Raw genomic sequence first — 18724 nt, forward strand, 5'->3', positions numbered from 1 at the left:
GTCAGGCTCCCATCGTTTCGAGGTTCGGCAGGTCCGGGTAGAGGGGGTGGGCGGTGGCGAGGGCCTCGACGCGTTCCTTCAGGCCGGCCAGGGTCTCCGGATCGGCACCGTTTTCGTCGGTCCCGGCGATCAGGGCCTCGGCGATCACGTCCGCGACCTCGGCGAACGCTGCCTCGGAGAAGCCGCGTGTGGCCAGGGCCGGGGTCCCGATCCGCAGCCCCGAGGTCACCATCGGCGGGCGCGGATCGAACGGGACCGCGTTGCGGTTCACCGTGATCTCCACGGACGCGAGCAGATCCTCCGCCTGCTGCCCGTCGAGCACCGAGTCCCGCAGGTCCACCAGCACCAGGTGCACGTCCGTGCCCCCGGTCAAGACGCTGATCCCCCGCGAGGCCACGTCCGGGCGGGTGAGGCGTTCGGCCAGGATCCGCGCCCCGGCCAGGGTCCGCGCCTGGCGTTCGGCGAACTCCTCGCCCGCGGCGATCTTGAACGCGACCGCCTTGCCCGCGATCACGTGCTCCAACGGCCCGCCCTGCTGGCCCGGGAACACCGCGGAGTTGACCTTCTTGGCGATCTCCGGATCGTTGGAGAGGATGATTCCGCCGCGCGGGCCCGCCAGCGTCTTGTGCGTCGTGGAGGTCACCACGTGCGCGTGCGGGACCGGGGAGGGATGCAGCCCAGCCGCGACCAGGCCCGCGAAATGCGCCATGTCCACCATCAGGTACGCCCCGACCGCATCCGCGATCGCCCGGAAGCGGGCGAAGTCCAGCTGCCGCGGATACGCCGACCAACCGGCCACGATCAGCTTCGGCCGGTGCTCCAACGCCAGGGCCTCGACCTCGTCCATGTCCACCTCGTAGCTGGACTCGTCCACCCCGTACGGGACGATCGTGTACAAGCGGCCGGAGAAGTTGATCTTCATCCCGTGCGTCAAGTGCCCGCCATGGGCCAGATTCAACCCCAGCACCGTGTCGCCGGGACGGATCAGCGCGTGCATCACCGACGCGTTGGCCTGGGCCCCCGAATGCGGCTGCACGTTCGCGAAACCCGCCCCGAAGAGCGCCTTGACCCGCTCGATCGCCAGCGACTCGATCACGTCCACGTGCTCGCACCCACCGTAGTAGCGCCGCCCCGGATACCCTTCGGCGTACTTGTTCGTCAACACCGAACCCTGCGCCGCCATCACCGCCTGCGCCGTGTGGTTCTCCGAAGCGATCATCTCCAGACCGCCCCGCTGCCGCGACAGCTCCGCGTCGATCCCCGCAGCGACCTCCGGATCCAACGCGGCCAACGACGCCGTCAACGACCCCGCGACCACCGGCTCATACGTGGTGCCCGGCCCGGCGACGCGGTCGGCCTCCGTTGATGCGCCGCCGGATGCGATCTCTGTGGCCTGGGACATGAATCCTCCTGGGGAACTAATGGTCGACAACTGATATATCACTGTGCGACTCATAGTATGATCGGGATCACAGGGCGTCAAGGCCTTCGCCGAAACCGGCGGGAGGAACCGGGGCCGCGACAAGCAGGAGGAGCCGATGAGCACGTCAACCACCGCCGGAGGCGCTCGGAATCCCGCGACCGGTAGCGGCGGGCGGGCCCCGGGCTCCGAGGGGTCGCTGGCCGGGCAGGCCTACCGGATCCTGCGCGACCGGCTGATCATGCTCGACATCGCCCCCGGCGACCCCCTCAACGAGGGGGCCCTCGCGGCGGAGCTCGGCTTCGGCCGCACGCCGCTGCGGGAGGCGCTCAAGCGGCTCGAGACGGACCACCTCGTCGTCTCCTACCCCCGCCGGGGCACGTTCGCGACGATCGTGGACATCACCGAGCTGGCGGCCATCTCCGAGGTCCGCGCCGTCCTGGAGCCGCTCGCGGCGCGCAAGGCCGCCCGGAATCCGCATCCGGCAGTCCGGGCCGAGCTGGAGGACGTTGCCGAGGCCATCGGCTCCCTCGACGGCGGCCGGGGTCGCCGCGAGCTCATGGAGTACGACCTCGAGGTCCACCGCCTCATCTACCGGGCCGCCGGCAACCTGCACCTCGAGGAGTCGCTCGTGAGGCTCGACAACCTGGCGACCCGCATCTGGTGCCTGGTCCTGGACCGCCTGCCGTCGATCGAGAGCCATATCGCGGAGCACGTGGGCCTCCTCCGGGCCATCCTCGACGGCGATCCGGACGAGGCCGAGCGGCTTGCCACGGAGCACGTGGGGCACTTCGAGCAGGCGGTCCGCGCCGTTCTCTGAGTGCTGGCTCCGGCCCGGCCGCACGGTCGCGTCCGCAACAATCCTTGACTGTCAGCGCCCTCTGGGTAGAGTGATCTGCAACACAGTTGCGTAGATCGCAACTCTCGTGTTTCCGCATCTTCCCCAGAAAACCGGCCCAACGGGCCGGAGAACCGAAGGGCCCTCCAGATGTCACACACCGAATCCAATGCCACCGGGCTGCGCGGCGGAAACGACGACGGCGTCGTCCCCGCCCCGGCCGCTCCCCATCCCTCCGCAACCACGACACCAACTCCCCGGCCCGCGGCCGTCGACCGGGCCGCCGCCGACCCGCCCGCGCCCGCCCCGTCCGTCGCCGAACCGCTCGCGGGGGCCCCGGCGCCGTCCCCGGACGGCGGGAGAAACCGCCCCGGTGTGAACCTGCCGCGCTTCCGCGGCCGCGTCATCCCACCGCTGGACCGCGCGGTCATCAAGATCCTCCCGCCCGTCCTGATCGTCGCCGTCATCATCGCCGTCACGGTGGATCCCGCCGGGGCCGCCTTCGTCATCGGAGAGATGCGGACCTTCGTGACGTCCGGCTTCACCTGGCTGTTCATCCTCTATTCCGTCATCGCCGTCGTCGTCTGCGTCTGGCTCGCGTTCTCCAAGGTGGGGCGCATCCGGCTCGGCGGGCCGAAGTCCAAGCCAGAGCACAGCAAATTCGCCTGGTACTCCATGCTCTTCGCCTGCGGGCAGGGCATCGGCCTGATCTTCTGGTCCGTCGCCGAGCCGATCATGCTCCGCGACGACGCGCCGCTCATGGCCGCGAACGGCAATCCCGGGGAAGCCGGGATCGTCTGGGCCTACTTCCACTGGGGGCTCACCGCGTGGGCGATGTACTGCGTCGTCGCGATCTGCCTCGCCTACTCCCATCACAACCTCGGCAAGACCCTGACGTTCCGCGAGGCGACGGTGGACATCCTTCCGGAAAGGATCCAGCGGCCCGCCGGCGTCGTCGTGGAGCTCCTCGCGATCATCGCCACCGTGCTCGGGCTCGCGACGTCCTTCGGTTTCGCAGCGATGCAGTTCACCTCCGGCCTGGCCGCGTTCACCGGCATCGAGCCGGGGCCGTGGGTGTGGGTCGGTGTCATCGCCGGGCTCGGCGTGCTCGCCGCGGTGTCCGCCTTCGTCGGAGTCAACAAGGGCATGAAGCGCATCAGCGAGGCCAACTCGATCCTCAGCATCGTCCTGGTCGTCGGTGTCTTCCTCTTCGGCCCCATCGTCTACATCCTGTCCAACATGTCCCAGACCTTCGGCGCGTTCTTCTACAACTTCGTGCCGATGAGCCTCTGGACCGATGCTGCGACGGCCACCGGACCGCTCGAGAGCTGGCAGGACAGTTGGAACGGCTGGTGGACGGTGTTCATCTGGTGCTGGGTGATCGCCTTCTCACCGTTCGTGGCCGGCTTTATCGCCCGCATCTCCCGCGGCCGCACGATCCGCGAGTTCGTCCTGGGCGTGACCATCATCCCGTCGCTCATCGTCATGGTGTGGATCGGGATCATCGGATCCGCCGCCCTGTACTACGACGACGCCACGAACCGGTCGATTTCCGACGACGTCGCGGCAGACACTTCGAGCGGACTGTTCTCCATGCTGGGCATGATCCCGGTCATCGGCGTCCTGCTGATCATCGTGGCGACGATCCTCGTGGCCACCTACTACGTCACGAGCCTCGATTCCGGCACCTACGCCCTCGCGGAGTTCGTCTCCGCGCCGAAAAAGGCCGGGCCGTGGTTCCGCGTGGTCCTCGTGGCGAGCATCGCCTCGGTGGCGATCGTCCTCCTCTCGCTCGGCGGTACGGCGGTCGTCGACACGGTCCAGACCGGGACCATCATCGGGGCCTTCCCCTTCTCCTTCGTCATCCTGCTGATGATCGCCAACCTGATCCGGCGGCTGCGCTGCCGCACCAAGGAGGTCAAGCAGCTGGAGAAGGACGTCAACGACCCGCAACCGCGCGACGAGGACCGCTTCCTCGACGACGACGGACTGCCCGTCCTCCCGCCCGAGTCCCCCGGCGGCGACCGCGGCTGACCCGGCCGGCCCCACACCACGACGGCGCGCGGCCGCCTGCCGCGCGCGGAATCAGGAGCAAACATGGAACAGGGAACACCAGGTGCGGCACGCGTCCACCTGGCCGAGATCGATGCCCACGCCTTCGCCCACTGGCTCGCCGGCGGCGCGGGGACCGTGGTCCTGCCGGTCGGAGCCCTGGAGCAGCACGGCCCCCATCTGCCGTTGGGCACCGATGCGATCCTCTCGGCCCGCATCGCGGCCGGGGTCGCGGAGGGGATCGGCGGGCTCGTCGCCCAGCCCTTCGCCTACGGCTACAAGTCCCAGCAGAAGTCCGGCGGCGGCAACCACCTCACGGGAACGGTCAGCCTCGATGCGGCCACGGTCATCGGCCTGACGCGGAACGTCGTCGGATCCCTGCTCGCCCAGGGTGCGCGCCACGTCGTCGTCCTCAACGGCCACTACGAGAACTACCAGTTCCTCTACGAGGGGATCGACCTCGCCGTGAAGGACCTCGGCCTGAGCGGCCCGGACGGGCCCGGCGTGCTGCTGTTGTCCTATTGGGACTTCGTGACGGACGACGTGCTCGCGGCGGTGTACCCGGACGGCTTCCCGGGCTGGGACATCGAGCACGGAGGGGTCCTGGAGACCTCGCTGATGCTGCACCTCGAGCCGGCGCTCGTGGACCTGGCGCGCGCCGTGGACCACCCGCCGGCCGAACTGCCGCGCTTCGACCGCCTGCCGGTGGTCGAAGCGCGGACGCCGGCCACGGGCTGCCTCTCGGCGCCGACCGGGTCCGACGCCGAGAAGGGGCGCCTGCTGTACGAGCGGGTCGTGGCCGAGATCGTCGCCGACCTGGCCCGGGAACTCGATACGGCGAGGAGGCAGACGCCGGGCGGGTCCCCGGAGGAATCCGCGCCGTCGGCCGCGGGCGCCACCGGGTAGCCGTCCGAGGGCCCGGCGGGCCCGCCGTCCATGCGTCGCGGACCACCTCCACGCGGGGGTGGTCCGCGACGTTTTGTGGTGTTCCGGGCCGCAGGAAATCATGCGGGCGAGGGTCTTGACGTGACGTGGCCCACATGCTCATATGGATGCAACACCGTTGCATTGATTGCAACCCGAGCATGGGTGGAGCCACATGACACGACTTCCCGAGCAGGCTGGACGGACAACGGCGTCCGTTCGGCCGGCGGGCGACGCCGGGACCGGCGAGCCGAATCCCAACAGCCGGAACCGCCCCGAGCAGGTCACCAGCGCCACCCGGCGCCGGGTCGTGACCGCGAGCTTCATCGGCAACTTCGTCGAGTGGTTCGATTACGCGGTCTACGGCTACCTCGCCGTCACCATCACCGCCGTCTTCTTCCCGGAGTCCGATCCGCAGACCGGACTCATGCTGACGTTCGCGCTCTTCGCGATCTCGTTCCTGGTCCGTCCCCTGGGCGGCTTCATCTGGGGGCACATCGGGGACCGGATCGGCCGCCGCTCGGCCCTGAGCTGGTCGATCCTGCTGATGTCGCTCGCCACCTTCTGCATCGCCCTGATCCCGTCCTACGGCGTGATCGGCGTCTGGGCGCCCTTGGCGCTGCTGGCCATGCGGGTGGTCCAGGGCTTCTCCGCCTCCGGCGAGTACGCGGGCGCCTCGGCCTTCCTCGTGGAGTACGCGCCGGCCAACCGTCGCGGGCTCTACGCCGCCGTCGTGCCCGGATCCACGGCCGCGGGGCTGCTCTTCGGATCACTCATCGCGGCCGTCCTCACGTCGACGCTCGACGAAGGCCAGATGTCCGATTGGGGCTGGCGGCTTCCCTTCCTGCTCGCCGCCCCCATGGGCCTGATCGGCCGCTACATCCGCACGAAGCTCGAGGATACTCCCGCCTTCCGCGAGCTGGCCCGGGAGGACGAGGTCGTGAAGGCGCCGGTCGGCGACCTCTTCCGCAAACACGGACGGAGCCTCGTGCTGGCGTGCGGCGCGGTGTTGCTCAACGCCGTCGGGTTCTACGTGATCCTCAGCTACATGCCGACCTACCTGTCCCAGGAGGTGGGCCTCGAGGCCACGCTCTCCTACCTTGCCACGACGGTCGCGCTCACCACGTACATCGGCTTCATCTTCCTGACCGGCATGCTCTCGGACAGGTTCGGCCGCAAGAAGGTCCTCATGAGCGCCTCTCTGGTGTTCCTGGCCATGACCGTTCCCGCCTTCCACTTCCTGAGCACGGGCAGCTTCGCCGTGATCCTGCTGGTCCAGATCGCGCTCGGCGCGGCACTGACCCTGAACGACGGAACGCTTCCGAGCTTCCTCGCCGAGCTCTTCCCGACCCGCGTGCGCTACACGGGATTCGCCGTCAGCTTCAACCTCTCCAACGCCGTCTTCGGCGGCACCGCGCCGCTCGTGGCGACCTGGCTGATCGCCACCAGCGGCAGCATGCTGGCCCCCGGCTGGTACCTCATGGGCGCCGCCGCGATCTCCCTGGTCGCCGTTGCCTGCGCTACCGAGACCGTCAACAAGCCACTGCGCACCGAGTGAGCGGCGGCTCCACCCGGCCCACCGAACCCCAACAACCCCACGTCCCTCGCGGACACCACCCCTACAGGAGGACACCATGACCATCACCACCCCCGGATCGATCGCCGAGCTCGAGCGCCTCAAGGTCCTGCACAACGGCACCAAGCAGCCGCTGACCTTTTCCGACGCCGAGTTCGAGCGCCGCCTGTCCGGCCTGCGCCGGATCATGGCCGCCCAGGACCTCGACGCCGTCATCCTGACGAGCTACCACGGCATCAAGTACTACTCCGACTTCCTCTACACGACCTTCGGCCGCAACTACGCCCTGGTCGTCACCGCCGACGACTCGGTCACCGTGACCGCCAACATCGACGCCGGCATGCCGTGGCGCACGAGCTACGGCGAGAACATCGTCTACACCGACTGGCAGCGGGACAACTTCTACTTCGGCCTGCAGGAGGCCCTGCGCCAGCGCGGCGTGACGGCCCGCCGGCTCGGCGTCGAGGACGACGCCCTGCCGCTGCTGACCCGCCAGAAGATCCAGGCGGCGTTCGAGGGCGCCACGCTCGTCGACGTCTCGCAGGACGCCATGCGCCAGCGCATGATCAAGTCCGCGGAGGAGATCGAGGTCATCAAGCACGGCGCCCGCATCGGCGACCTCGGCGGCGAGGCAATCAAGGCCGCGATCCGCGAGGGGATCAGCGAGTACGAGGTGGCGCTGATCGGCACCGAGGCCATGGTCCACGAGATCGCCCGGACCTTCCCGGACCGCGAGGTGCGCGACACCTGGGTATGGTTCCAGTCCGGGATCAACACCGACGGCGCCCACAACTGGGCCACGACCCGCACGCTCCAGCGCGGCGACATCCTCTCGCTGAACTGCTTCCCGATGACGTCCGGCTACTACACCGCCCTGGAGCGCACCCTGTTCCTGGGCCAGCCGGACGAGCGGAGCCTTCAGCTGTGGAACATCAACGTCGAGGTCCACCGCCGCGGCCTGGAGCTCATCAAGCCCGGCGCGGTCTGCCGGGACATCGCCGCCGAGCTCAACGAGATCTACATCGGGCACGGACTCCTGGCCAACCGCACCTTCGGCTACGGCCACTCCTTCGGCGTCCTGTCCCACTACTACGGGCGCGAGGCCGGCCTGGAGCTGCGCGAGGACATCGACACGGTCCTGGAGCCGGGCATGGTCGTCTCGATGGAGCCGATGATCACGGTCGCCGACGGCCTGCCGGGCGCGGGCGGCTACCGCGAGCACGACATCCTCGTGGTCGGCGAGGAAGGCGCCGAGAACATCACGAAGTTCGGCTTCGGTCCGGAGAACAACATCATCGACGCCTAGCCGCGCCGACGCGCCAGGGCCCCGCGCCCGCCTCCGGGCGGCCGCGGGGCCCTGCGCCGTGGGGCGGTTCCCCGGAGCGGCGCACGGTATCCTCGAGCAAACACCACCACGCAGGGGCCGGGCCCGTGCCCTCGCGGGCGCGGCCGGCCGGGAAAGGGACGGCAATGGTCCGGAGTACGACGCCGGAGCCCGGCCACGGCGCGAACGGCCGGCCCGGGAACGGGGCCGGGGAGGCGGGCGGCGAGAACGGCGGAGCCCGCGGCGCCTCCGTGATCGTGAACGTCGTCGACGTGTTGCGGTGCTTCACCGTGGAGGCGCCGGTCCGCGGTGTCACCGAGATCGCGGGGGAGGTGGGACTTCACAAGTCCTCCGTCTCCCGCATCCTGGCCACGCTCGAACAGGAACGCATCGTGGAAAGGGACGAGGCGACGCGGAAGTACCGCTTGGGGCTGGGCCTCATCGCGGTCGCCGGCCCGCTGCTCGCCAACCTCGACGTCCGCCGGATCGCCTTCCCCGTGCTGGAGGAGCTGCGCGACTCCACGCGCGAGACCGTCGCGCTGACGGTGTGGGACGGGGCGGAGTCCATCTCCGTCGAACAGCTCGCGAGCCCGCGCCAGGTCAAGCACACCTCGCCGATGGGCAGCCGCTACGCGACGGGCCTGAGCGCCTCGGTCCAGGTGTTCCTGGCGCACGAGGACCCGGCCGACGTCGCGGCCCTGATCGCGGAGGGGTCCATCGAGTTCGAGTCCGGGGGCGCCGACGTCGCGGGCTATCGGGAGCGGCTCTCCGCGGTCCGCGCGGCCGGGAGCGCCGTCAACTACGGGGAGACCAGCGAGGACGAGGTCGGCGTCGCCGCTCCGGTGCGCGACCACCGTGGCACGGTGGTCGCGGCGGTCATGATCGCCGCCCCCCGCTACCGCGTCACCGAGGATGTGCTCGCCTCGCTCGCGGCCGCGTGCCGCCGCTCCGCCGAGGAGATCAGCGTCCGGCTCGGGGGAACCGCCGGCTGAGCCCGGGACCGCGGTCCGGGCCGCCCGGCGGGCGCGCCTTGACTGTAACGGGCGCCACAAATAGCATTGGAGGCAACGCCTGTTTCATCACGAGCAACTACCGTTGCCCGGCCGGGCACCCGCGGAACCGCACGGCGGTACCCGGGCCCCGGCGTCGTACCCCTGCCGAGGAGAAGCCATGGAAGAAATCCGCATCGAAGCCAACGGACACCTGGGGCCGATCGATTCCTCGCGCATCCCGCGCTTCGCCGGAGCCGCGAGCTACGCCCGCCTCCCGCGGCTGGACCAGGTCTCCGGCGCCGGCATCAAGGTGGTCGGCGTCCCGTTCGACGCCGGCGTCTCCTACCGCCCGGGCGCGCGCTTCGGCGCCAACCACGTCCGCGAGGCCTCCCGCCTGCTGCGCCCCTACAACCCGGCCCTGGACGTCTCGCCGTTCGAGGACGTGCAGGTGGCCGACGCCGGCGACATGGCCGTGAACCCGTTCAACGTCAACGAGGCCATCGAGACCATCCAGGACAACGCCCTCGCGCTCACGGCCGACGGCTCGAGCCTCATGACGATCGGCGGCGACCACACGATCGCGCTGCCGCTGCTGCGCGCCGCCGCCGAGCGCGCCGGCCAGCCCGTCGCCATGCTGCACTTCGACGCCCACCTGGACACGTGGGACACCTACTTCGGCGCCGAATACACGCACGGCACCCCGTTCCGCCGCGCGGTCGAGGAGGGCATCCTCGACACCGAGGCCATCAGCCACGTCGGCACCCGCGGCCCGCTCTACGGCAAGAAGGACCTCGAGGACGACCGCCGCTTCGGCTTCGGGATCGTCACGAGCTCCGACGTCTACTACCAAGGCGTCGCCGAGATCGTGGCCAAGCTGCGCGACCGGATCGGAAACCGTCCGCTCTACATCTCCGTCGACATCGACGTCCTCGACCCCGCGCACGCGCCCGGCACCGGCACGCCGGAGGCCGGCGGCATCACGAGCCGCGAGCTCCTGGAGATCCTGCGCGGCATGCGCGGCATGAACCTGGTCGGCGCCGACGTCGTCGAGGTCGCCCCGGCCTACGACCACGCCGAGCTCACCGGCGTCGCGGCCTCCCACGTCGCCTACGATCTGATCACCCTGATGGCCGACAAGCGCGCGGGGCAGAATGGGTACGACGCCGCTGCCTCCTCCGGCGCGCAGGGCGCCGGGGCCGCGGCCCTGGAAGAGGGCGTGAAGTAGATGCAGACCCAGCAGAACCAGCCCGCCGAGGGTGCGGCCCCGGCGTCGTCCGGCGCCACCGCGTCCGCCGGGGCCGTCCGCAACGGCGGCGACCTGGTCATCGAAACGCTCGAGGCGCTTGGCGCCAAGACCGTCTTCGGGATCCCCGGCCAGCACGCGCTCGGCCTCTTCGACGCGCTCTCCCGCTCCTCGCTGCGCTTCGTGTCCTCCCGCGTGGAGAACAACTCCGCGTTCGCGGCCGACGGGTACTCCCGGGCCACGGGCGAGGTCGGCGTCCTGTTCCTCTCCACCGGGCCGGGCGCCCTGACCTCCCTCGCCGGGCTGCAGGAGGCCTACGCGACCGGCGTGCCGATGGTCGTCGTCGCGAGCCAGATCCCGCTCGACGGCCTCGGCGCCCGCCGCAAGGGCATGCTGCACCAGCTCGACGACCAGAAGGCCTCGGCCGCGAACGTCACCAAGAGCCAGCGCACCGTCCACCACGCCTCCGGCATCCCGTCCGCGATCCAGGACGCCTGGGCGGACGCCGTGACCGTGCCGCAGGGCCCCGTGTGGGTCGAGGTGCCGCAGGACGTACTGCTGGCCGAGGTCTTCGTCCCGCCGGTCTTCGACGCGCTCGCCGAGCCGTACGACCACCCGCCGCGCGTCGAGCTGATCCGCGAGGCCATGCGGTGGCTGTCCGTGGCCGAGCGGCCGGCGATCGTCGCCGGCGGCGGCGTGCGCCGTGCCGGTGCCGAGGCCGAGCTGCTCGCCGTGGCCGAAGGGCTGCGCGCCCCCGTGATCTGCTCGCCCGGCGGCAACGGCGCCTTCCCGTGGGAGCACCCGCTGAGCCTGCAGTCATGGGTCGAGGACCGGCACACCACCGAGGTGCTCGAGGACGCGGACGTGCTGATCGTCGTGGGTTCCTCCCTCGGCGAAGTCACGTCCAACTACTTCACGCTCAACCCGCGCGGCCGGATGATCCAGATCGACGCCGAACCGCGGGTGCTCGAGTCCAACCGTCCCGCGCTCGGCATCCGGGCCGACGCGAAGTCCGCCCTGGCCTTCCTCGTCGACGGGCTGCGCCGCGTGGCGGAGGACCGCAACGGCCGCGCCCGCGGGGAGAACGAGGGCTTCGCCTCCGGGGTGGCCGAGGGCGACGCGCTCGTGGCGCTCGGGGGACACCGCAGCTGGCACGGCAAGTCGCCGGAGGACGTCGTCGCCCAGACCCTCGCCAAGGTCCGGGCCCGGCTCGATGCGCAGGACCTCGCCAAGGAGCAGGCGTTTATGGCGGACATCCGGGCCGCCGTCCCGGACTCGATGCAGACCTTCTGGGACATGACGATCGCCGCCTATTGGGGCTGGAGCTGCTGGGACTCCCGCGACGGGCAGTTCCACTCCGCCCAGGGCGCCGGTGGCCTCGGTTACGGGTTCCCCGCGGCGATCGGCGGTGCCGTGGGCCTCGCCGTGGCCGGGAAGACGGGGGTCGACGGGCGCGTGCTCGCCGTCTCCGGCGATGGATCGTCGATGTACTCGATCTCCGAGCTCGCCACGGCCAGGCAGCACAACGTGCCCGTCACGTGGCTGATCGTCGACGACGGCGGCTACGGCATCCTGCGCGAATACATGGTGGGCGCATTTGGCAAGGCCACGGCGACGGAGTTGGCGCGGCCCGACTTCGTGGCGCTGGCCGAATCCTTCGGCGTGCCCGCGCGGCGCGTGGAGCCCGGAGACGTCAAGGGCGCCCTCGAGGAGGCCCTGGCCGCCGACGGCCCCAACGTCGTGGTGGTCGAGACCCTGCTGCAGATGTTCGCGCCGACGCACCTCGACTGAGCGACGGCCCGCGCCGTGTCGCGCGTCGACTGACCGGCCCGCGCCATGATGGGCGCAGTCCGTTGGTCCGGCCCGGGCCATGATGCGCGTCGACTCTTGGGCCAGCTCATCGCGGTGACCTGGGTCGACTGTGCAACCGGCCCGCGCCGTGGTGGACGCAGCCCGATGGTCCGGCCAGCACATCGCCAGCGCGCACGCCCGCCGTTCGCCTACCGAACATGGACGCTTTCACTGGGGCATGACGATAAATTGTCATGCCCCAGTGAAAGCGTCCATGTTCGTGCCGGGCCGACTGGTGGTGGTGGGTTCGTGTGTGGCCGATCTGGCCTCCACAGAACCGCTGCATTGATCCGTTGGCCCCAACTGTCCACACGACCCGCTCGACCCGATGTCGCCCACGTCTGGGGCTGAAACGGTGGCGGCATGACTTCCGAGAGCCGCCAGTCGTCGACCGCCAACGCCAGCCCACCAGTCGACCGCCCATCGCCTGTCGACGACGCGGTCAACCGGTTGACGACGTGGAGGCAGCTCAGGATCGGCGGGATGAGCCAGGACGAACTGCGCGACAGCCTCGCTCAAGGCGGCCTGGTGCGGGTCCGCTCGGGCATCTACCTCCCCGGAGCGGTGGCGTCGGAATTGGCCGCGTGGGACAGGGACCTCGTGGCGATCCACGCGCACGCCATGGCCTCCCGCGGTCGATGTGTGTTCGTCCTCGCGTCGGCGGCGAGGTTGTGGGGTCTCGACGTCTGGGGCGCAGGGAACGAGATCCACGTCGCGCAATCCGGCCGCGCCGTGGCCCAGGGCAAGGGAAGGGGCCTCGTCAGGCATCAGATGGACGTGGACCCGGCTTTTATTCGGACGGTGTCGGGGCTTCAGCTCACCTCCGCGGCACGCACGACGGCCGACGCGCTGCGGCTGCTGGACACAACGAGCGCGGTGGTCCTGGCCGACTCCGCGCTGAGGGCCGGCGTCGCGCTGGACGACATCGCTGGACATCTCGAATCGGCGCGGGGCCGTCGCGGTGCCGTCCGGGCCCGGGAGCGTCTCGCGCTGGCCGATGCCGCGTCGGAGTCGGTGGCCGAGGGCCGCCTGCGCATGATGCTGCACTCCTGGGGTTACCCGCCGCCCGTCCTCCAACACCAGGTGATCGTTGCCGGCCAACGGTATCGCCTGGACTTCGCATGGCCCGAAGCCGGCCTCGGGCTGGAGGTCCACGGCAACGGCAAGTACTTCATGGAGAAGCCAACGGGGGACAAGCTGCTCCAGGAACGCAAGCGTGAGGCGCGCCTCAGGGAGGCCGGGGTCTCCGTCCTCAATGTCTGGTGGGAGCAGCTGGGGCAGCCCGAACTCCGCGAGCGGATCGGATCGCATGTGGCGCCGTTGATCCGCGGTCGTCGTCTGACGGTTTGAGGCCTCGGCGGTGAAGCCCGGCGTTGACGAACCTGCCCTGCCGTCGCCGTGCCCGTCGCCGACCCGGCTCTCGCCGTTGACGTCCGCAGGCCACCGCCGCTCGCCCGGCGTGACCCGGATCACCACGGCGTAGCATGGCGCCATGGACACCTCCCGCCATGACACCTCCCCCGACGACCCCTCCCGCGCAGAGACCTCCTTCGACGTGATCGTCGTCGGCGCCGGGCTGGCGGGCCTGGTCGCCGCCACCGAGGCCGCCGACGCTGGCCGCCGCGTCCTGCTGATCGACCAGGAGGGCCGGCAGAACCTCGGCGGCCAGGCCTGGTGGAGCTTCGGCGGGCTGTTCCTCGTCGACAGTTCCGAGCAGCGGCGCCTGCGCGTGAAGGACTCCGTGGACCTCGCACTGCAGGACTGGTTCGGCACGGCCGGCTTCGACCGGCCAGAGGACCATTGGCCGCGCGAGTGGGCCACCGCCTATGTCCACTGGGCCGCCGGCCCGAAGCGGGAGTGGCTGCACGGCCTCGGCGTGCGCTTCTTCCCCGTCGTCGGCTGGGCGGAGCGGGGTGGCCACGGCGCGGACGGCCCCGGCAACTCGGTCCCGCGCTTCCACATCACGTGGGGCACGGGCCCCGGGCTCGTCGAGCCGTTCGCGAACAAGGCCCTGCAGGCCGTCGCCGACGGGCGGCTCACCGTGCGCTGGCGGCACCGCCTCGACGCCCTCGTGCTGCAGGATGGCGCCGTCGTCGGCGTCAGGGGCGCGGTCCTGGAGGGTACGACGGCGGGGCGCGGCGCCCCGAGCAGCCGCACCCCGGTGGGGGAATTCGAGTACCGGGCATCCGGCGTCGTCATCGCGACGGGCGGGATCGGAGGCGACCTGGAGAAGGTGCGCGCCGCCTGGCCCGGGCGTCTCGGGACGCCGCCGGAACGCATGGTCGCGGGAGTTCCCGCGCACGTCGACGGACGGGGACTGGACATCGCGGTGGAGGCCGGCGGACGGATCATCAACGGCGACAGGATGTGGCACTACACGGAGGGCCTCGCGAACTGGGACCCCGTCTGGAAGGACCACGGGATCCGGATCCTGCCCGGGCCGAGCTCGATGTGGTTCGACGCCGCGGGGGAGCGGCTGCCCGCTCCGCTGTGGCCCGGATTCGACACGCTCGGCACGCTCGAGCACCTGATGCGGGGCGGGCACGGGTACTCCTGGTTCGTGCTGAACCGGAGGATCATCGGCAAGGAGTTCGCCCTGTCCGGGTCCGAGCAGAACCCGGATCTCACCGGCAAGGACGTGCGGGCCGTCCTGCGCCGCGCCCGGGTCGACGTGCCCGGACCGGTGCAGGCGTTCCTGGACCACGGCGAGGACTTCGTGCAGGCGGACACGGTGGAGGAACTCGTCGCCCGCATGAACGCGCTCGCCGGGAACACGCTGCTCGATCCGGCCCGGATCAAGGAGCAGATCACGGCCCGCGACCGGGAGGCCGGCAACGGCTTCGGCAAGGACGGGCAGCTGGCGGCGGTGCGGGCCGCGCGCGGATACCTCGGCGACAAGCTCGTGCGGACCGTGGCGCCCCACCGCATCCTGGACCCGGCGGCCGGACCACTCATCGCGGTGCGGCTGAACATCCTCACGCGCAAGAGCCTCGGCGGCCTCGAGACGGACCTGCGTTCCCGCGTCCTCGCGCCAGGCGGCGCGACGGTTCCCGGGTTGTACGCGGCGGGCGAGGCGGCCGGCTTCGGCGGCGGTGGGATCCACGGCTACCGCGCCCTCGAGGGGACGTTCCTCGGCGGTTGCCTCTTCAGCGGCCGCGCCGCGGGCCGGGCGGCGGCCTCCGGGGACTGAAGGGCGGCTGGGACGGCATCTGACAGGCGGCGTTTTCATCGAGTGAATGCATGATCAGCGGTGGTTCTCTGCCTAAACTGGGGCTTCCACGTCATTCGTCTCGCCGTGCGCACCGGTGCGCGGCTTCTCCAGGGGGAAACCAATGTCAGATCCCAACGTCCCGCAGTACCCGGGCCAGGGCCAGGCCGCGGCCGGCCAGGGCCCCTACGAGGCGCCCGGCCAGCAGGGCCAGTTCCAGCAGCAGGGCCAGTACGCACAGCCGGGGCAGTACCCGAACTGGGAGCAGCAGCAGCCGGCGAAGGCGACGGGATTGACCATCGCCGCGCTGGTCATCGGCATCGTCGCCCTGGTCCTGTCCTTCATCCCGATCTTCGGCATGATCTCGTTCGTCCTCGGCCCGCTCGCCGTGGTGCTGGGCATCGTCGGCCTCGTGAAGAAGCGCCCCAAGAAGGGCTTCTCCATCACGGGCATCATCACGGGTGTCCTGGCGCTCATCATGGCGATCGTCTGGGCCGTGGTCTCGTTCTTCGCGGCCTCCGTCCTGACCACGGGCGGCGACAGCGCCAGCTACACCTTCGAGGCCACCTCGGAGGGCTCCGCCAGCTACGGCTACATCGGCACGAGCATCGAGGACGTCCACGACGGACTGCTTGCCCCGGGAGAGACCTTCTCCGAGCAGGTCGAAGCCAGCACGATCCTGGGCAGCGTCTTCGTCATGAACGCACCGGGCGAGACCGGCAGCGTCGGTTGCGTCATCCGCGACGCCGACGGCGCAGTGGTGTCCGAGTCCACCGTCGAGGGCGAGGGCGCCGAGGCCACCTGCTCGGTCCTGGGCGGCTGACCCGGGCCCGACCCGCGCACACCTCGGCGGCCGCTCACCAGTTCATCGTGAACTGGCGGGCGGCCGCCCGCTTAAGCACCGGCACGGAGAGCGCCGCGCCGAGCGCGCGTGCCGCGACGCGGGAGAGCGGGCGGGGCAGCGGCCGTCCGAGCACCATGTTCACGTGCGCCTGCCGGCCCGCCCGTGCGGCCGCGGCGAGGCGGCGCCGTGAGAAGTGGGCGAAGCGAGCGGCTTCGTCGCCTTGAGGTGGCTCGGTTGCCGTGTCTCCTGGTTCCGGCCGCAATCCGCGCTCCGGATCCGTCGTCACCGCGGACCTGTCGCGGGCCGGGGAGGGCGCGTCCGGCCGGAGCCCCGCCACAAGTCCGCCCAGGAGGTCGGCGAGCTCGGCCGCGTCGAGCAGCCCGAGCGTCATGCCCTGGCCGCCGATCGGGCTGACCTCGTGCGCCGCGTCCCCGATGAGGATGAACGGGCCGCGGACCATCGTGTCCGCCGTGCCGCGCCACGTGCCGAACGCGCTCGTCATCCCGGCGGTCAGCGGTTCCGGGGCGTGGCCCGTCCGTGCCGAGACGATCCCGGCGAGCAGCGCCGCCCGCGCCTCGGGGAGCGTCCGACGGTCAGGGGCCGGCGGGATGTCGGCCCGAGGTCCTCCGCTCGAGGCCTCCCCGCGTCCGGAAGCCACCCGGCCAGTGGTGGCGGTCCCGCTTCCGGAATCCACCCGGCCGGTGGCGTCGTTCCCACCGCCGGAAGCCACCGGGCTGTCGGCCGCCGTCCCGCCGCCCGACAGCCGCACGACCCAGCGGCGCGCCTCGCCCGGCAGCGGGAACGACTCGACGATGCCCTCCGGGTGCAGGAACAAGACGGCCTCGTCGCCGAGCCCGCTGGAGTCCGCGAAGTCGCCCATGAGGTAGCGGTCCGGATAGCGGCGGCGGTGGTGGCCGATTCCCGCCAAGCCGCGCACGGTGGAGCGGATGCCATCGGCGCCCACGAGGAAGCGGGCCCGGACGGTCGAGGCCGGGCCGCCCCCGGTGGGCGTCGTGGTCACCTCAACGCCGCAGCCCGCCCCGTCGCCGTTCGCCCTACCGTTGGTCAACCCGCCGCTGTTGGGCGCAGCACGCCCGCTGGATGCGCCGGCTCCACTCGGGCGATCATCACTTTCTGGACGAATCCGTGTCCATGGGACACGGATTCGTCCAGAAGCCGATGACGGGCGGGGCGGATGGGCGGCGGCCTCGACGACCCGGTGGCCACGGCGCAGGGCGGTGTGGTCCAACGCATGGAGGCGCTCTTCGAGCAGCCTGATGGTCGTGGACTGGGGGAGCGACAGCACCCAGGGGTATGGCCCGCCGATCCGCGCAAAGTCCATCATGGCCAGGGGCCGGCTCGCGATCTCCAGACGCTGCTCCCGGGGTGTGGTGCCACAGGGGGCCGTCGACCCACCGCAACCGATGCCGCCGGACCGGATCGGCAGCCCGGCCAGGACGCCGGTGCCGCGCCGGATCCGCAGCCCCGCCGCGATCGCCGCCTCCGCGACGCCGGCCCGCGCCAGGACGGCGAGCCCGGGAGGGTGGAGGCCGATCGCGCGCGAATCCGCCGGGGGAGCGGCTTCCGGTTCGAAGACCCGTACCCTCCACCCGGCCTGGACCAGGAGCACCGCGAGGGCCAGCCCCGACGGCCCGGCACCGGCCACCACGACGTCGACCTCCTCGACCCCGCCCCCGTTCACGGCCCGGCCCCCGTTCACAGCCCCGCCCCTGTTGACGGCCCGGCCCCCGTTGACGGCCCGGCCCGGTGGATCAACAGGTTACGGAACGGCGGCCGGGCCACCGCTTCCCACGCGGGAGGCGTCGCGGCCTCCAGCTCGGCCAGGGTGTAGCTGCGGCGGATCGAGGTCAGGCCGTCGCACCGGATGAAGGAGCCCGGGGCGAGCGGCGCGGCGGCCGCCCAGAACAGCGCGTAGGCGGCGCGGGAGCGCCGGATGTCGTTGTGAACGGCGATCCCGCCGGGGGCCAGGAGCCGTTCCGAATCGGCGAGCAGGCCGGCGAACGCCTCCTCGTCGAGGTGGTGCAGCACGTGGTTGGACACGACGGCGTGGAACCGCCGGCCCGAGGCGGCCACGGCGGCACTCGTGGCCCGCTCGAAGCGGACCCCGGCGTCGTACCCTGCTCCCTGGGCGAACGCCTGCGCCCGCGCGTCCGGGTCGATCCCGGTGACCCGCAGGCGGATCCCGTCCCTCGCCGCGAGGCGGTGCAGGTGTGCCGCGACGTCCCCGCCGCCGCAGCCGACGTCGAGCAGCTCGGCGGCGCCAGTGAGCGGCAGCGCCGGCCGCAGCAGCCCGCGGTAGACCGCGGCCCAGCCGGCGAGGGCACGGTTGACGTAGGGGAAGCGGGCGTAGGTCGCGGCGAGCCGCGCGGGGTCGCACCCGGGCCGGTCCATCTCCTCGACCGCGTCGACGGCCCGGTCCCGCAGCCCCACG

The 18724-nt window shown here is 71.3% G+C and carries 14 protein-coding genes; 11 read left to right on the forward strand and 3 right to left on the reverse strand.

Translation table 11 applies throughout. The annotated features are described in order from the left end of the window. Position 1 precedes the first annotated feature (1 nt). A complete protein-coding gene (gene glyA / locus AC0QR5_RS16410; RefSeq protein WP_475372483.1) occupies positions 2–1402 on the reverse strand; it encodes a serine hydroxymethyltransferase in 1401 nt (466 codons plus the stop codon). 136 nt (positions 1403–1538) lie between these two features. On the opposite strand from glyA, the gene AC0QR5_RS16415 reads away from it, so the two are divergent. From AC0QR5_RS16415 to AC0QR5_RS16465, 11 genes are all read left to right on the forward strand, one after another. Beyond that, positions 1539–2240 (forward strand): GntR family transcriptional regulator, encoded by a 702-nt coding sequence (locus AC0QR5_RS16415; RefSeq protein ID WP_329863192.1) that lies wholly within the window; start codon positions 1539–1541, stop codon positions 2238–2240. Positions 2241–2408: 168 nt separating this feature from the next. Beyond that, positions 2409–4292, forward strand: a complete 1884-nt coding sequence (locus AC0QR5_RS16420) for a BCCT family transporter (protein ID WP_329863194.1) — start codon at positions 2409–2411, stop codon at positions 4290–4292. A gap of 63 nt (positions 4293–4355) precedes the next feature. After that, a complete protein-coding gene (locus tag AC0QR5_RS16425) occupies positions 4356–5216 on the forward strand; it encodes a creatininase (protein ID WP_329863196.1) in 861 nt (286 codons plus the stop codon). A gap of 193 nt (positions 5217–5409) precedes the next feature. Then, on the forward strand, positions 5410–6792 hold the full coding sequence (locus tag AC0QR5_RS16430; RefSeq protein ID WP_329863198.1) for an MFS transporter: 1383 nt from the start codon (positions 5410–5412) through the stop codon (positions 6790–6792). Between the two features lie 76 nt (positions 6793–6868). Further along, the gene (locus AC0QR5_RS16435; RefSeq protein ID WP_329863200.1) at positions 6869–8116 is read left to right on the forward strand and encodes an aminopeptidase P family protein; all 1248 of its coding nucleotides are present in this window, start codon (positions 6869–6871) and stop codon (positions 8114–8116) included. A 164-nt stretch (positions 8117–8280) separates the two neighbouring features. Further along, entirely contained in the window at positions 8281–9126 is an 846-nt protein-coding gene (locus AC0QR5_RS16440) for an IclR family transcriptional regulator (protein ID WP_329863201.1), read from the forward strand. A gap of 178 nt (positions 9127–9304) precedes the next feature. Next, complete coding sequence (gene speB / locus AC0QR5_RS16445; RefSeq protein ID WP_329863202.1) at positions 9305–10351, forward strand: agmatinase; 1047 nt, start codon at positions 9305–9307, stop codon at positions 10349–10351. Further along, positions 10352–12160 carry a thiamine pyrophosphate-binding protein gene (locus tag AC0QR5_RS16450; RefSeq protein ID WP_329863204.1) on the forward strand — a complete coding sequence of 603 codons (1809 nt, stop codon included), beginning with the start codon at positions 10352–10354 and terminating at the stop codon, positions 12158–12160. It begins immediately after the preceding gene. Positions 12161–12583: 423 nt separating this feature from the next. Beyond that, positions 12584–13570: a hypothetical protein gene (locus AC0QR5_RS16455; protein WP_329863206.1), complete on the forward strand. Its 987-nt coding sequence runs from the start codon at positions 12584–12586 to the stop codon at positions 13568–13570. 142 nt (positions 13571–13712) lie between these two features. Further along, positions 13713–15410, forward strand: coding sequence for an FAD-binding dehydrogenase (locus AC0QR5_RS16460; RefSeq protein WP_329863208.1), 1698 nt, complete (start codon positions 13713–13715; stop codon positions 15408–15410). A gap of 142 nt (positions 15411–15552) precedes the next feature. Then, positions 15553–16251 carry a DUF4190 domain-containing protein gene (locus tag AC0QR5_RS16465; protein ID WP_329863210.1) on the forward strand — a complete coding sequence of 233 codons (699 nt, stop codon included), beginning with the start codon at positions 15553–15555 and terminating at the stop codon, positions 16249–16251. Positions 16252–16285: 34 nt separating this feature from the next. Here the strand turns inward: AC0QR5_RS16465 and AC0QR5_RS16470 are convergent, their stop codons facing one another. After that, positions 16286–17992: an FAD-dependent oxidoreductase gene (locus AC0QR5_RS16470; protein ID WP_329863212.1), complete on the reverse strand. Its 1707-nt coding sequence runs from the start codon at positions 17990–17992 to the stop codon at positions 16286–16288. Continuing rightward, positions 17989–18723 carry a methyltransferase domain-containing protein gene (locus AC0QR5_RS16475; protein WP_329863214.1) on the reverse strand — a complete coding sequence of 245 codons (735 nt, stop codon included), beginning with the start codon at positions 18721–18723 and terminating at the stop codon, positions 17989–17991. The genes AC0QR5_RS16470 and AC0QR5_RS16475 overlap by 4 nt, the downstream gene beginning before the upstream one ends. Between the last annotated feature and the right edge of the window lies 1 nt (position 18724).

The sequence above is a fragment of the Arthrobacter sp. J156 genome (genome assembly GCF_056172865.1).

Excerpts from the sequence above, each read along its gene's own strand:
- glyA (WP_475372483.1), bottom strand. The coding sequence starts at position 1,402 with ATGTCCCAGGCCACAGAGATCGCATCCGGCGGCGCATCAACGGAGGCC.
- AC0QR5_RS16420 (WP_329863194.1), top strand. The coding sequence starts at position 2,409 with ATGTCACACACCGAATCCAATGCCACCGGGCTGCGCGGCGGAAACGAC.
- AC0QR5_RS16455 (WP_329863206.1), top strand. The coding sequence starts at position 12,584 with ATGACTTCCGAGAGCCGCCAGTCGTCGACCGCCAACGCCAGCCCACCA.
- AC0QR5_RS16425 (WP_329863196.1), top strand. The coding sequence starts at position 4,356 with ATGGAACAGGGAACACCAGGTGCGGCACGCGTCCACCTGGCCGAGATC.
- AC0QR5_RS16440 (WP_329863201.1), top strand. The coding sequence starts at position 8,281 with ATGGTCCGGAGTACGACGCCGGAGCCCGGCCACGGCGCGAACGGCCGG.
- AC0QR5_RS16465 (WP_329863210.1), top strand. The coding sequence starts at position 15,553 with ATGTCAGATCCCAACGTCCCGCAGTACCCGGGCCAGGGCCAGGCCGCG.
- AC0QR5_RS16460 (WP_329863208.1), top strand. The coding sequence starts at position 13,713 with ATGGACACCTCCCGCCATGACACCTCCCCCGACGACCCCTCCCGCGCA.
- AC0QR5_RS16415 (WP_329863192.1), top strand. The coding sequence starts at position 1,539 with ATGAGCACGTCAACCACCGCCGGAGGCGCTCGGAATCCCGCGACCGGT.
- AC0QR5_RS16435 (WP_329863200.1), top strand. The coding sequence starts at position 6,869 with ATGACCATCACCACCCCCGGATCGATCGCCGAGCTCGAGCGCCTCAAG.
- speB (WP_329863202.1), top strand. The coding sequence starts at position 9,305 with ATGGAAGAAATCCGCATCGAAGCCAACGGACACCTGGGGCCGATCGAT.
- AC0QR5_RS16450 (WP_329863204.1), top strand. The coding sequence starts at position 10,352 with ATGCAGACCCAGCAGAACCAGCCCGCCGAGGGTGCGGCCCCGGCGTCG.
- AC0QR5_RS16430 (WP_329863198.1), top strand. The coding sequence starts at position 5,410 with ATGACACGACTTCCCGAGCAGGCTGGACGGACAACGGCGTCCGTTCGG.